The sequence below is a fragment of the Paraniabella ginsengisoli genome, assembly GCF_022513635.1.
GTDB lineage: Bacteria > Bacteroidota > Bacteroidia > Chitinophagales > Chitinophagaceae > Niabella > Niabella ginsengisoli.
The window spans coordinates 176,867-190,815 of record NZ_JAKWBL010000003.1; the positions used below are offsets into that span (position 1 = coordinate 176,867).

A 13,949-nucleotide genomic window follows, 5' to 3' on the forward strand; every position below is an offset into this window, starting at 1 on the left:
AAAAAGAAGGCGAAATGTTATTACTAAGAGATTATTATAAAAATGGAATTATTCAATTTCAGGGATACATGAAACCTGAAAATGAAGATACATATATTGGGGATGCTTATTGGTATGACGAAAATGGATTTGATAACGGAATGAAACAAAGCATCAACAAATCTTCACTTAACGAATTGATTTATTACAATAAAGATGGAACCATTTGGCAAAAGATTGAATACAACAAAGAGGGAGAGAAATCAAAAATCACTACATATCTAAACGGAAAAGAACTTTTTCGGGAAGTATCACAAATTCTGATCGATACAAAGGAGTATTTAGTCCGAAAATTCCGGACTCTTATTATGATCGATCGGAAATGGATGAAAAGATACCAACTTATACTCCCGTTCCTCCTATCGCGGGAATAGAATCTTCTGAAAAAGCTTATCAAACAAAACCAAAGGAATATTATTTTGAAGTAGTTTATTGGACAAACGGAACGAAAGCAAAAGAATCAAAATTTGAATTGACTGAATACGGCAATAGGGCAATGAACGAAGAAAAATATTGGGATGAAAACGGAAAGCTAATCAGTGAAATTAATTTCAAAAATATACCAAAAGACAAGAAGTATCTTCAAATAGAATATTACACAAGAAACAATTTTGCAGTACAACTTAAACAAAAAAGAGAATTAAGCAATCAAGAATTTGATGGCATTTCAACTTATTATAATGCTGATGGCAAAATTCAAAAAACGGTAAAATATATTCACGGTACAATATCAGAAGAAACTTCATTTGAAAATGGGAAGTCAACAATGTCGTATTACCAAAATGGCGAGCCTTATGAAGGTATTTTCACTAACGTAAGTAGCGATAAATTGACAACTTACACACTCGTAAAAGGTAAAAAAGAAGGAAAAGTAATAACCCAAAATACAAAGACTAACACACTCTTTGCGCAAGGAATTTATAAAAACGGTTTGCCGATTGAAGGTTCATTTTATTTCGATGAAGAGCCCGTAAAATTATTGCAATATAAAAATGGGAAACAGGAAGGCATTCAAAAAGAATTTACCAATTGGAATGATGAACTAAAAGAAGAATATGAAATGAAAGCCGGAAAACGGAATGGCTTCAGAAAAATTTATGAAGACGGAAAATTGAAATACGAAAGCGTGTATAAAAACGATGAAATCTTCTCAGGTAAAATCTGGGAGGGTGAAGATGAATTAACATACGTTGATGGACAACTGATGGAAAGAATTGTATTAGGATCTGATTATGACAGAGGAATTTCGATCATTGAAAAGTTTGAAAATGGAGAAATCAGTTCTGTTGAATATTTCAATTTTACAATTAAAGAAAAGCCCCAGGAAAGCTATAAGGGAAAATATAAAAACGGCAATCCTTTTCACGGATATTTTGCAAATCAGATAATCGTTGATAAGATTTATTTGATTGATTATTTTGAAAACGGAAAAATCAAATATCAATATTCGTTTGACATCCTTGAACAACTGGAGGGTTATCGTCATTACATTTATAACCATAAAGCTGAATTTGAAAATGGCAAAGTCCTAAACGGAGCGGAATTTATACCTCCCACCAAAAATGGTTTCCTGAAAATAAATTATAAGAATGGTGTTGCAGATGCGCTGGAAATTAATCTCTTTGCAATGCATTATTTTAATAGAATCAACCAATCCGCAATGAGAATGAAATTTTGGTAACCGAGCTACAATCGCCTTACAAAGTGAAGATTTTTCCGAAAGACAGCATAATCACGGCAAGTTTGTATGAAAATGAAAAATGGATCAAAACTAAAGTAGCAGTTTCAGAAGTGAAAGAAAAATCACCTAATTCCAGTACGCATTATTACCTTAAAAATAACCAGGTAAACACTTTTTCAATTACGCGAAACCCCGAAATGGAATTAGAAGGTGTTGATACAAACGATTTGAGTTTTCAGATATTTTCTATATTTCCCATTATGATAAACTCATTAGATGCTGTAATGAATAAATTTATAGATGTCGGAAAGTCAGGAAATTTTGATCATTTTACTGAACTCAATCAAGGAACGTTTTTTCCATTTTCGAAGCATGATTATTTAAGTTCACTAGAATATGATGAAAAAGGAAATGCAGGTTTCGGTATTAAAATCTCACAAGAAAAAAACGGCGAAATTTTATTGGAAGGAGTGGAAGATAGCCAAGTTAAAAAATCAATGAAAGTAAAATCGATTGCCGATTTAACTGCAAATAATAAAAAAGTACTTGAAGATTTTATGCATAGATTACTGAATGAATAAATGCGGATTGGGTTGATTTTTATTATTTTGATTGATGCCAATAAAAATATGATTGTGAAAGCAAAAATGGAGAAACCAGTTAATTTGATTTCTCCATTTTAGTGCCCGAGACTGGATTCGAACCAGCACGCCGTGTTAACAGCGCTACCACCTCAAGGTAGTGCGTCTACCAATTTCGCCACCCGGGCTTTTATTCAATATATGTAAGAACTAGAGGCTTGCGAAGTTAGGTAAAGAACCTTTGAATATTGTTGAAATTGGTCGAAAAATTGTTTTACAATATTCAATTATATTAACCTTTTCATCCTCTAATCATCAAGTTTCAACACCGCTAAAAACGCTTCCTGAGGAACTTCAACATTGCCTATTTGGCGCATACGTTTTTTACCTTCTTTCTTTCTGCTTTTCTAATAACTTACGTTTACGGCTAATATCACCACCATAACATTTTGCTGTAACGTCTTTACGCATCGCAGAAATATTTTCGCGCGCCACTATCTTAGCGCCAATAGCAGCCTGAATAGCAATCTGGAACTGTTGACGTGGTAATAATTCTTTTAGCTTTTCGCAAAGCTTACGACCAAATTCATGAGCACGGCTACGATGTATTAATGCACTTAACGCATCCACTTTTTCGTTATTAAGCAGTATATCCATTTTTGCAATATCACTATCGCGGTAACCCATCGGGTGATAATCGAAAGATGCATACCCACGCGTTTGCGATTTCAACTTATCATAAAAATCAAATACGATTTCCGTCAATGGCATCTCAAACACAAGCTCCACGCGGGTTGTAGTTAAATAACTTTGGTTTACCAATATACCACGTTTACCCAAACACAAGGTCATGATATTACCAATATATTCAGGCTTGGTAATAATTTGCGCTTTGATAAATGGCTCTTCTATCCTATCTGTTTTTACGGGATCGGGAAATTCAGAAGGATTATTTACAATTATTTTCTCACCCTTCGTAGTGTGGCCTATAAAACTCACGTTGGGAACGGTAGTAATAACAGTTTGGTTAAACTCACGTTCCAGGCGTTCCTGGATAATTTCCATATGCAGCATTCCTAAAAATCCGCAACGGAAACCAAAACCCAGCGCCTGAGAGGTTTCAAGCTCAAAGGTTAAAGAAGCATCATTTAACTGTAACTTGTCCATACAGTCGCGCAGTTCTTCAAACTCATCTGTATTTACCGGATAAATACCTGCAAATACCATTGGCTTTACTTCTTCAAAACCCTTTATCAGCGTGGGATTGGGATTATTTGCCAGTGTAATGGTATCACCCACTTTCACCTCCTTAGCATTTTTAATACCCGTAATAATATAACCAACATCACCCGCTTTTATCTCTTTCTTCTCGGTCATTTTCAACTTTAAAATGCCGATCTCGTCTGCTTCATATTCTTGCCCGGTACTTACAAATTTTACTTTATCTCCTTTCTTAATCGCACCGTTTAAAATTCTATAATAAACTATAATTCCTCTGAAACTATTGAAAACACTATCAAAAATCAAAGCCTGTAATGGTGCGCTTTCGTCGCCTTTAGGCGATGGAATTCTTTCTACAATTGCTTCCAATACTTCTTCAATACCTAATCCGGTTCTTCCGCTCGCCAATAAAATTTCTTCAGACTTGCAACCTATCAACTCAATGATCTGATCTTTCACTTCTTCTATCATCGCCCCATCCATATCAATTTTGTTGATAACGGGAATGATTTCCAGATTATTTTCAATTGCCAGATACAAATTGCTGATGGTTTGTGCCTGAATACCCTGCGTTGCATCAACCAGCAACAGCGCACCTTCGCAGGCGGCTAGCGCACGGCTAACTTCGTAACTAAAATCTACGTGGCCAGGCGTGTCAATCAGATTTAATGTATAGTCATCCCCCGCCTTTGACTTGTAATTAATTTGGATCGCATGGCTTTTAATCGTAATACCTTTCTCTCGCTCCAGGTCCATATCGTCCAGCACCTGATCCATCATGTCACGATCGCTTATGGTATTTGTAGACTGCAAAAGCCTGTCGGCCAAGGTACTTTTACCGTGGTCGATATGCGCAATGATGCAAAAATTCCTAATATTCTTCATTTTCTAAAACCCGCTTTTGGGCGTGCAAAGGTACAATAAATTACGATGTAAGAAGTGCGATGTACGAATTGGCTTTTTTAATACCAGCTTCAGTACAAATGGCATCGAAATTGCGTCGCAATCACTTCATCTTCAGTACAATTATCATCTTTCCTAAACTAAGCTATCGGTTTTCCGGAAACTGCGTATCCGGTTATTATTATTGAACCCCTTCGGGTTCAGCATAAAAATCTTACACACTGTTATTTAAAATCCTTAACAATTTTACATTTACTTTACACACTTATTAAACGCAGCATCCATGCAGTATTTCGAAGGGGCATCTATTACCCATATTTGTGTACATAAGGTTGGAAATCAATCAGAGGAAGAGTATTTAACACTATCAAAAAAGGAACTGGCCATTGATCCGGAAGTGAAGGATTTGTTAGCCGCCTATTTTATAAAGCCTTTCAAATCGGAGGAATATTTTCAATTATTCCATGACAGCGATCTGGCTTTAAACGAAGTATACACCTATATTTCCGCCATTTTTGATAAACCGGAACAAACACTTACTCAATCAAAACATCTGGCGCAACACCTCTATAATCAAAGCACTCATCCCAACATTAAAGGTGGCGAATTTTACGTAGTCTATTTTAAAGATTGCATTCTGGATGGTGAAACACTTGATGCCGTTGGTCTTTTTAAATCGGAAAACAAAGAAACTTTTTTAAAGATTTTATTACAGGAAGATGCATTTGATATCGAAAGCGAAGAAGGTATCAATATTAATAAATTAGATAAAGGCTGTATCATTTATAACAAAGAGAGAGAGCAGGGCTACGTTGTTTCAGTTGTGGACAATACCAACAAATCGGCGGAAGCTCGTTATTGGACAGACGAATTTTTACACATCCGGCAAAGACAGGATCAGTATTACAATACAGATAATACCATGGCTTTATACAAGAATTATGTTGTAAAGCAGCTGCCGGAAGAATATAATGTTACCAAGGCAGATCAGGCCGATCTGTTGAACAGAACATTAAGTTTCTTTAAGGAAAAGCAACATTTCGATCAGGAAAGCTTTAATGAAGAAGTGTTACATCATAAAGAATATATCGACAGTTTTGGCCGGTTTAAACAAGAATATGCTAATGAACGCGATCTTGAAATTGCAGATAATTTTTCCATTTCGCCAGCGGCAGTAAAACGCCAGAACCGAAGCTACAAAAGCATTATAAAGCTTGACAAAAATTTCCACATCTATATCCACGGCGATAGAAGCCGGATAGAACATGGTGAAGACGATAAAGGTAGATTTTATAAATTGTATTTTAATACGGAAAGTTGATTTACAATATCCGTAAAACAAACAATGAAGCTTATGAGTATTACATTCAAAAGTGTTTCTTTCATTGCCCTCTTTTATACCACTCTTGTGGGTACATTGCTGGCACAAGAACCTACAACTGTTTTTGCTTCAGGAAAAGATGGATATAAAAGTTTTAGAATTCCTGCCATTATATCTCTTAAAGACGGATCACTGTTAGCTTTCGCAGAGGGACGAGTGAATAATGCAGGCGACTTTGGTAATATTGATATCGTGATGCGTAGTAGTTCCGACAATGGCAAAAGCTGGTATGCCTTGCAAGTAGCAGTGGATGCAAAAGAGTTACAAGCCGGCAATCCAGCGCCAGTTGTGGATCTTACCGATCCCGCCTATCCCAATGGGCGGATTTTTCTTTTTATAACACGGGTAATAATCACGAAGGCGAAGTAAGAAAAGGTCATGGTGTAAGAGAAGTGTGGTACACAACTTCCACTGACGGTGGCAAAAGCTGGAGTGAGGGTATTAATATTACAACACAAGTTCATCGCCCTAATCAGCCAGAATTTAATGCAGCGTATAATTTTAAAGAAGATTGGCGAAGTTACGCTAACACACCAGGCCATGCTATGCAGTTCACTTCAGGTAAATACAAAGGGCGAATCTATATTGCGGCCAATCATTCGGAAGGTGCACCGAAACCACACTTCAAAGATTATAGAGCGCACGGCTTTTATACAGACGATCATGGTAAAACTTTTAAGATCAGCGAAAATGTGGATCTGGAAGGCGGGAATGAGAATATGGCTGCTGAACTAAGTGGTGGCAGGCTGATGCTAAACCTGCGTAATCAGCAAGGACATATTAAAGCACGTTATATTGCCATCAGTAATGACGGAGGTGTTAATTGGCGGCAGCAGCACTTTGACACCCAACTTCCGGATCCTGTTTGCCAGGGTTCTTTACTCACAATAGGAATATACAAAGACAAAAATATACTTGCGTTTTGTAATGGTGCTGATACTATCCAAAGAAATCATTTAACATTGAGAATTAGTTATGACGATGGGAAAACCTGGAATAAAAGTATTCCCATTTACTCGGCCAACAAAAAAGGTGATGTTGCTGCATATTCTGATATTGTAAAAGTTGAAAAACGAAGCATTGGTGTGCTTTATGAAAAAGATGACTACAGAACAATTGCATTTCACGTCATCAAATGGTAATAAAAAACGGAATGCAATATTCCGTTTTTTATGCAGGCTTTCACCGGCTTTATTTTATCAATTCTTCAAGCTTTTGATGCAGTTCTTCACCACGAACATTTTTGGCAATAATTTTACCGGTTGGATCAAGCAGTAAATTCTGAGGTATTGCCTGAATGCCATATTGCTGGGCAACAGAATTTTGCCATCCTTTAAGATCTGAAACCTGCGTCCATGTTAGCTGATCCTTAGCAATAGCCTTCAACCAACTAACTTTACCATCATCTTCCGCATCATCCAGCGAAACACCTAATACAGTAAAATTCTTGTTTTTGTATTTATTAAATGCCGCTACAACATTAGGATTCTCAGCACGGCAAGGGCCACACCAGCTTGCCCAAAAATCTACTAACACATATTTACCCTTAAATGATGCAAGCGACACTTGCTTTCCTGTTGTATCAGCCTGAGAAAATTCTGGAGCCATGGCACCGATTGCTGTTGCCTTAGCAATCGCCAACTTTTTAGCAAAACGTTTTCCAGCTCCACTCTCTTTTGCAGTTGCCGGCAAAGCATTAAATAATGGTTCAATTTTTACGGGGTCAATATCATAACCTGCATATTGGCTTAATGCATACAATGCGATTGGTGAATGATTATTTTGTTTTACATAAGCGCCATACACATCTTCCTGCATTTTATTATTAAGCGCTTCATAATCTGCTTCCAGTTTTTTTATCCCGGCCGTGTCATTATTAGCTTTTAAAGCGGGGTACTTACTTCCCAGTTCCCGCATCTGATTATTAAAAAACTCTGACGCGGTTTTAAGCTTTACATATTCTGCATGAGCTTTCGACTCTTTCACTTGAACGTTTGAGAAAGAATCGGTTGAAATAATTGTATTGGTACCCGCCTGTAAGTAAACCTGCGCTACATCCTTCTTTACCGGCCTTATTTCTCCCTGCGGATCAACCGATAAAAGCGTGATCATTAAAGGCATCTCTTCCTCGATGTTAATTACATAACTATTATCAGCAACTTTTACACTATCACGAATCATTTCATCACCACTACGGTATGTAAAATAAATATTGGGAATATTTGCGCTAATATTTTTCAAACTACCGTTAATAGCCGCATTTTTTGTTTGGCCCAATACCGCCAGGGGCAGGCAAACACATAGGTATAACAAAATTCTCTTCATATACAAATAATAAGTGAAGTATCAAAGTTAAACAGATTGCTCACATTTAAATGGAAAAATATAATTTCGCAATTACCCGCTCCCGGTTGGATTAAATAACCGCAAAAAACACACAAAAACAAAACGATGAAAAAACAGATCGCCCTCAGCAGCTTTATGCTAATGCTAACCCTTTGGGTTTCTACCGTATCAGCGCAAAACGAAAAGCGCTATAATATTGAAATGAGTTTTACGCACAACGGAAAAACTATAAAAACCGCTTTGGCTGCCGCCAGTTACAGCCTCAACAGAGAAGTGTCTGAAATAGACAGCTTATACCCGCAAAAAAATATATCTACTATTCAGCTACACCAGTTAAGCTCGATAAGGATTTATTAATGGCTATTAAAGATAAGAAAGCCACATACGATATTTCAATTACCCTGACAGATACCTACGGTAAAGAAGCGAAAAAAGAAACCCTCCTAAAAAAGCATTGATCTCCAATATTTCTGAATCATATTCACCGTATAATTATGATTACTCCGGCTCTGTAAATCTGGGCATCAATGCAGAAGCCATTGTTATAGATGGCGTAGAATTGTTACCTTAAATTGAGAAACTTATATAAAAAATACCCGGCATATTTGTGCCGGGTATTTTTTGGTTCAATCAACAACCTATTCCATTTTTTCTTCAAGATGAGCGAGTTTACCATCTGCTGTCATCCCTTCAATGATTACCCTGAAAGCATCAGTTACATCATTATTATAAAAAGATATAACTACTTGTTTTGTACGGGGGTCAATCGTTAAGTTAGGGTTCCAATATAATGTAGTCCTTACGTCTCTGTCCCCACCTGGCGCAGGTTCTGCTGTTAAATATTTGGGAGAATAAAACTCACGAATATTTGTATATCCTTCTATTTTACCACTAGGTATGCCAGAATCAGGATCTCGCTTTACATCATCACCACGGCGGGTATAAATTGCGATAGCTCCGTTACCGCCATTAAAGCCGCCCATAAATGGCGGACGAAAAGCTTTAATGAACGCCACATCGGTTATATTTATAGACGATATCATACTAATGTCAGAAGGGACCTCATCTACATAAAGTTGTGGACTGCCACCACGCCAGCTTAACGATGCATTGCTGCCCTGGCCATTAATTTGCAAACCCGCTACTTTACCTTGAAGATAGGTGAAGATATCCCCGACATTTGCAAACTTGTCGTTCACTACATCAAACTTTATTGCATCGCCACCACTAAATAAACCTGATGAATATTTTTCATCCATTTGGTCAATAAGCGGTTTGGCTTTTGCTTTAACCGTAACAGCCTCTAATTCTTTATATTTCGATTTTTGAATATTATCATTCAGCTCTCCCGCTAACATCAAATGTCTCCAGGCGCCGGTGGTATCAGGCCAAAGCAGGTTGTTATATGCTTTTCCTACTTGCGGCGTACGCAATTTATTAGGCTGAAATAATATGGAAGCTCCTTTAAGGTTTTTATCCTGGAACTGATAATATATCTGAGCTGTATCGAAAATAATTGTAGAAGGATCATTAAACGAACCATTGCGCTCAATAGGAACCAATAGCATTTTATTTTGCTGATCTTTTTGTGTAACGATCATCATCGCAGCAGATGCATCGCCAAGAGACCCCGGCATCAGACCTTGTACCGTTCCAGACAGCGACAAATAAGAGGTGTCTTTCGGATAGTTTATTTTGGGCAAATTCCCAACTGCAATTTGCTGCCAGTTTATTCTTCGCCAACCATTCGTCAGCATTACCAGATCCAGCTGTTGCTGCTTTGCGTCGGAAGGATTTGTAAAATAATAAGCCGCATTATGCACCTTGCCCTTCAGTTCGCTGGTTAACATTAACGTGGATAAAATATTATCCGAACTATCAGAGTCGATACTTAGATCTGTAACAGATACAGATAATGACGAAGCCATATTTTCAGGTACTGTAATTTTAACCTCATCTCTGGCACGATAGCTTAAACCCCAGCGTTGCACTTCCATTTCAGGCTTAAAAATATAAGGCGCATTATTGTCAATGTAAGTGATTCGTTCTGCAAGTGGCTTCCAGCTTTTATCGAACAAGGTTATAGTTAGCACCCCGTAAGGCAGATTGGTTGTAGGAACAATTCCCACAATTTCGTCCTTTGTTGATTTTGCAATGGTAAAGACCGGATGCTGAAACATGCTACCCATTAAATATACACTATCTGATGCAGTTGCCAGATCAGACGAAAGGCTTACACGAAACGCCCTCTTACCAGGCTCAACCTTAACCTGAAGATTTGCCCCGCTCGTTTTAACAGCAGGCAGTGTAGTGGTGTGCTCGTTATCTTGTTCATCTTTCCATTTTGCTGAAAAAGTAGCGCCAGGTTCTGGATTCAGTAAAACGAAACCCATTCCGTCGTGCTGCACACGCAGACTGTCAATCACTTTTCCGTTACTTCCAAAAACAGCACCCTTGATTTTTACAGGCCGGCCCCATTGATCAGTTGCCTTAAAAGCAACTTTGTTTGGAAATTTAGCAACTAAGTCACCGCTCTCTGGGAAAAACTCCAACACAGGTTTTACGACGATCTTTTGCGGTGCTTTTAAAGAATCCTTATTAAGAATATTGATGGCTTTTTTATAAATGAAGGACGAATCAAAATTAAGCATCCAGCCAGTATAGGCTCTTACTGCAATATATCTTCCTTTATAATCTGCAGGTATATCAAACTGTCCGTTAGTTAAGCCCTGCACCAGCGGTGCAACGGTATGTTTTAGTATCCTTCCTTTGTCATCTATCCAATCAACATAAAAGTTTTTGCTTTCAATTGCAGCCGTAATTTCATTAAGTAAGTAAGCTTTAAACCAAATTGTTTCACCTGCCGAATAAGATGACTTATCATAGTGAAGATAGGCCCGCTCCGGGCTATATGCAGTTGCATAATTTTCAAGCTTTGCAGTCATGTCCTGTGCTGTGCTTGCACCATACACAAAAACCAAGAAAGAAGTAGCTAATAAATAACGGATCATGAAAGTTCTGTATTTCATCTGTTTATGATTCATTTCGCAGAAACACGAAAATTAAAATTGTATTGCCTTACAACAAAATGTTTGTAAATATTTATCGCAATTTTATGAATAATTTATTTGAAGCGCATTTTTATAACGAAAAAGGTTATTGAAGATAAGAAAAGTAGCTTTTAATCATCGCTTCTTTATTGCTCATAATTTTTAACTAAACTAAAGTAGCGGTTGTACGAAGTAAAAGTTACTACATACATAACAGATACTCTGTATTACAATAGATTAGTTTGTAATGCGAGCCATAACGTGCATTTAAAATAAGCAGTCACAACAATATTGACTCAATAATATATTTATGAAAGTAACGATCAGCCTTTTTTTAATAATAGCTTTTTCACTGTTTGCGGGCGCAGTCCATTCCCAGGAAGCTGGTCAAATAAAGAATCCTAGTCATTGGAATGCCCATTGGATAGCATCAGCTAACGATGACGGCTCCAACTACGGCGTTTATTACTTTCGGAAAGAATTCAATCTTAATGAAAAGCCTGGCTCGTTTATTATACATTTATCTGCAGACAATCGATATAAATTATTCATCAACGATTCATTAATTTCAGTTGGACCAATAAGAGGAGACCTTAGATATTGGTATTACGAGACGATTGACCTGTCACCCTATCTTCAAAAAGGAAAAAATATAATTGCGGCGATGGTATTCAATGAAGCGCAGCACAGGCCAGAAGCACAGATAACATTGAGAACGGCTTTCATACTACAGGGCAATACGAAAACAGAAGAAATATTGAATACTGATAAAACCTGGAAATGCTTTAAAGACGAGGCTTATCTCCCCATACCAGAGTTTTACTTTGCTGCAAGTAAGGGGCAGCTGGTTGATATGAACAAAACAATCGGCACATGGACAAGCAGCAACTTTGACGATACTAACTGGAAAGCAGCAGCTAATCTTTTTGAAGGCAAACTTAAAGGCATGTCTGACGGATTCGGATGGATGCTTGTTCCATCGCCGCTTCCAGCGCGGGAAATGACTTATGAAAGAATCCCACTATTAAGGAGCGCAGAAGGCATCAGTCCTGTTAAAGACTTTCCAGCACATAAAAACCTCAAATCATCCCGGCTAATACAACCGCTGTTTTACTACTTGATCAGTCTTACCTTACGAATGCATATTTCACGTTAGTTTTCAGTAGAGGAAAAAATGCTGGCATTTCTGTAAGCTATGCAGAATCATTGTATGATAACATCGCAAAATATGGTATGCGCAAGGGCAATAGAAATGATGTTGAAGGCAAAGATTTTTCGGGCAGAAGAGATAGCCTGGTCTCCAACGGCTCGAATCAGCAAACATTTACAACGCTTAACTTTCGTACCTATCGTTATATTCGTTTATTGGTGCATACACAATCAGAACCTTTAGTGATCGAAGATGTGTATGGAATGTTTACCGGATATCCGTTTAAACAAGCAGCTGTTTTTAATGGTGGCAATCCTGATCTTCAAAAAATATTAGACATTGGCTGGCGCACCTGTCGCCTAAATGCTTATGATACCTATACTGATTGTCCTTATTATGAGCAATTACAATATATCGGTGACACCAGAATCCAGGCGATGGTTTCATATTATTATAGTGGAGATGACCGATTGGCGCGGCATGCACTTGATCTGATGGATCATTCACGCTTGCCGGAAGGCATTACATTAAGCCGCTATCCCACACATAGCACTCAAATAATTTCTACTTTTTCGTTATGGTATATCGGCATGTTGCACGATTACTGGTATTATCGTAATGACGAAAATTTTATTAAAGAAAAACTTTCAGGAACCAGGGCCATATTAGACTTCTTTACAAAGTATCAAAATAAGGACGGATCATTGTCGAACACGCCTTACTGGACCTTTGTTGATTGGGCTGATGGAAAAGACTGGTTTGTCGGTTCTCCGCCGAAAGGTAAAGATGGAAGCTCTTCAATTATTGATATGCAATTACTATGGGCTTATCAATGGGCAATGCAAATGGAGTCTCAACTGGGTGTAAAATATTATGCCGATACATATCTTCAAAAAATAAGACAGCTTGAAGCAACGATCAAAAGAAAATACTGGGATGCAGAAAAAAATTATTTGCCGACACAGAAGATAAAACACATTTTTCACAACATGCCAATGCCCTGGCTATATTAACAGGCTTGGTAGACCAAAAAGACCTCTCAACTGTTTGTGCTAATTTATTGAAGGATAAATCGCTCACTCAATGCACCATTTACTTCAAGTATTATTTACACATGGCATTAGCAAAAGGCGGCAAAGGAAATGATTACCTGAACTGGTTAGATGTGTGGCACAACAATATAAAAACAGGACTTACAACCTGGGCCGAAATATCTGACCTGTCTACTACAAGATCAGACTGTCATGCGTGGGGAAGCAGTCCTAATATTGAATTCTTCAGAACGGTTCTTGGAATTGATAGCGATGCGCCCGGATTCAAAAAAATAAAAATAGAACCACACTTAGGTGAACTGAAAAAAGCAAGTGGTGAAATACCACATCCAAACGGAAAAGTTAATGTTGCTTACACCCTTACAAATGGAAAATGGAAAATCTCTATTGATCTGCCAGCGAATACATCAGCGGTTTTAAAATGGGAAGGGAAAGAGTATGAACTCAATAAACAAAAGACTGAACTTGTCATCAATGAATGAGAATAATCAATTCTTTATCATACTAATATTTTTAATGTGGGATCATTTTATTGATTTAGCCAT

Annotated in this window: 14 protein-coding genes and 1 tRNA gene; 10 read left to right on the forward strand and 5 right to left on the reverse strand. The window is 37.5% G+C overall.

Translation table 11 applies throughout. The features are described from left to right. Positions 1–14 precede the first annotated feature (14 nt). Genes MKP09_RS15365 through MKP09_RS15375 form a run of 3 tightly spaced genes read left to right on the forward strand, consistent with a single transcriptional unit; the run spans position 15 to position 2,301 of the window. A complete protein-coding gene (locus tag MKP09_RS15365; protein ID WP_240830866.1) occupies positions 15–413 on the forward strand; it encodes a hypothetical protein in 399 nt (132 codons plus the stop codon). Continuing rightward, positions 362–1,720: a toxin-antitoxin system YwqK family antitoxin gene (locus MKP09_RS15370; protein WP_240830867.1), complete on the forward strand. Its 1,359-nt coding sequence runs from the start codon at positions 362–364 to the stop codon at positions 1,718–1,720. Before MKP09_RS15365 ends, MKP09_RS15370 begins: the two co-directional genes overlap by 52 nt. A gap of 23 nt (positions 1,721–1,743) precedes the next feature. Beyond that, on the forward strand, positions 1,744–2,301 hold the full coding sequence (locus MKP09_RS15375; protein ID WP_240830868.1) for a hypothetical protein: 558 nt from the start codon (positions 1,744–1,746) through the stop codon (positions 2,299–2,301). Between the two features lie 102 nt (positions 2,302–2,403). On the opposite strand, the gene MKP09_RS15380 is transcribed toward MKP09_RS15375, so the two are convergent. From MKP09_RS15380 to lepA, 3 genes are all read right to left on the reverse strand, one after another. Beyond that, a tRNA-Leu gene (locus MKP09_RS15380) sits at positions 2,404–2,489 on the reverse strand. Between the two features lie 120 nt (positions 2,490–2,609). After that, entirely contained in the window at positions 2,610–2,678 is a 69-nt protein-coding gene (locus tag MKP09_RS28670; protein ID WP_449587067.1) for a hypothetical protein, read from the reverse strand. A 7-nt stretch (positions 2,679–2,685) separates the two neighbouring features. Continuing rightward, positions 2,686–4,407 (reverse strand): translation elongation factor 4, encoded by a 1,722-nt coding sequence (gene lepA / locus MKP09_RS15385; RefSeq protein ID WP_317235358.1) that lies wholly within the window; start codon positions 4,405–4,407, stop codon positions 2,686–2,688. 301 nt (positions 4,408–4,708) lie between these two features. Between lepA and MKP09_RS15390 the strand changes: the two genes are divergently transcribed. The 3 genes from MKP09_RS15390 to MKP09_RS15400 are packed head-to-tail and all read left to right on the forward strand — an operon-like array spanning position 4,709 to position 6,948. Further along, entirely contained in the window at positions 4,709–5,746 is a 1,038-nt protein-coding gene (locus MKP09_RS15390; protein ID WP_240830869.1) for a nucleoid-associated protein, read from the forward strand. Between the two features lie 33 nt (positions 5,747–5,779). Next, entirely contained in the window at positions 5,780–6,175 is a 396-nt protein-coding gene (locus MKP09_RS15395) for a glycoside hydrolase (protein ID WP_240830870.1), read from the forward strand. A gap of 23 nt (positions 6,176–6,198) precedes the next feature. Beyond that, entirely contained in the window at positions 6,199–6,948 is a 750-nt protein-coding gene (locus tag MKP09_RS15400) for a sialidase family protein (RefSeq protein WP_240830871.1), read from the forward strand. Positions 6,949–6,997: 49 nt separating this feature from the next. Here MKP09_RS15400 and MKP09_RS15405 read toward each other — a convergent pair whose 3' ends face one another. Next, positions 6,998–8,131 (reverse strand): peroxiredoxin family protein, encoded by a 1,134-nt coding sequence (locus MKP09_RS15405; RefSeq protein WP_240830872.1) that lies wholly within the window; start codon positions 8,129–8,131, stop codon positions 6,998–7,000. A gap of 126 nt (positions 8,132–8,257) precedes the next feature. Between MKP09_RS15405 and MKP09_RS15410 the strand changes: the two genes are divergently transcribed. Further along, positions 8,258–8,509: a hypothetical protein gene (locus MKP09_RS15410; protein ID WP_240830873.1), complete on the forward strand. Its 252-nt coding sequence runs from the start codon at positions 8,258–8,260 to the stop codon at positions 8,507–8,509. 281 nt (positions 8,510–8,790) lie between these two features. On the opposite strand, the gene MKP09_RS15415 is transcribed toward MKP09_RS15410, so the two are convergent. Next, on the reverse strand, positions 8,791–11,181 hold the full coding sequence (locus MKP09_RS15415) for a hypothetical protein (protein ID WP_240830874.1): 2,391 nt from the start codon (positions 11,179–11,181) through the stop codon (positions 8,791–8,793). Between the two features lie 331 nt (positions 11,182–11,512). On the opposite strand from MKP09_RS15415, the gene MKP09_RS15420 reads away from it, so the two are divergent. From MKP09_RS15420 to MKP09_RS15430, 3 genes are read left to right on the forward strand one after another with little or no spacing between them, the layout of a single operon-like run. Next, a complete protein-coding gene (locus MKP09_RS15420) occupies positions 11,513–12,358 on the forward strand; it encodes an alpha-L-rhamnosidase N-terminal domain-containing protein (RefSeq protein ID WP_240830875.1) in 846 nt (281 codons plus the stop codon). 50 nt (positions 12,359–12,408) lie between these two features. Continuing rightward, positions 12,409–13,365 (forward strand): alpha-L-rhamnosidase-related protein, encoded by a 957-nt coding sequence (locus MKP09_RS15425; RefSeq protein WP_240830876.1) that lies wholly within the window; start codon positions 12,409–12,411, stop codon positions 13,363–13,365. A gap of 5 nt (positions 13,366–13,370) precedes the next feature. Beyond that, positions 13,371–13,886, forward strand: a complete 516-nt coding sequence (locus tag MKP09_RS15430; protein ID WP_240830877.1) for an alpha-L-rhamnosidase C-terminal domain-containing protein — start codon at positions 13,371–13,373, stop codon at positions 13,884–13,886. Positions 13,887–13,949: the final 63 nt, after the last annotated feature.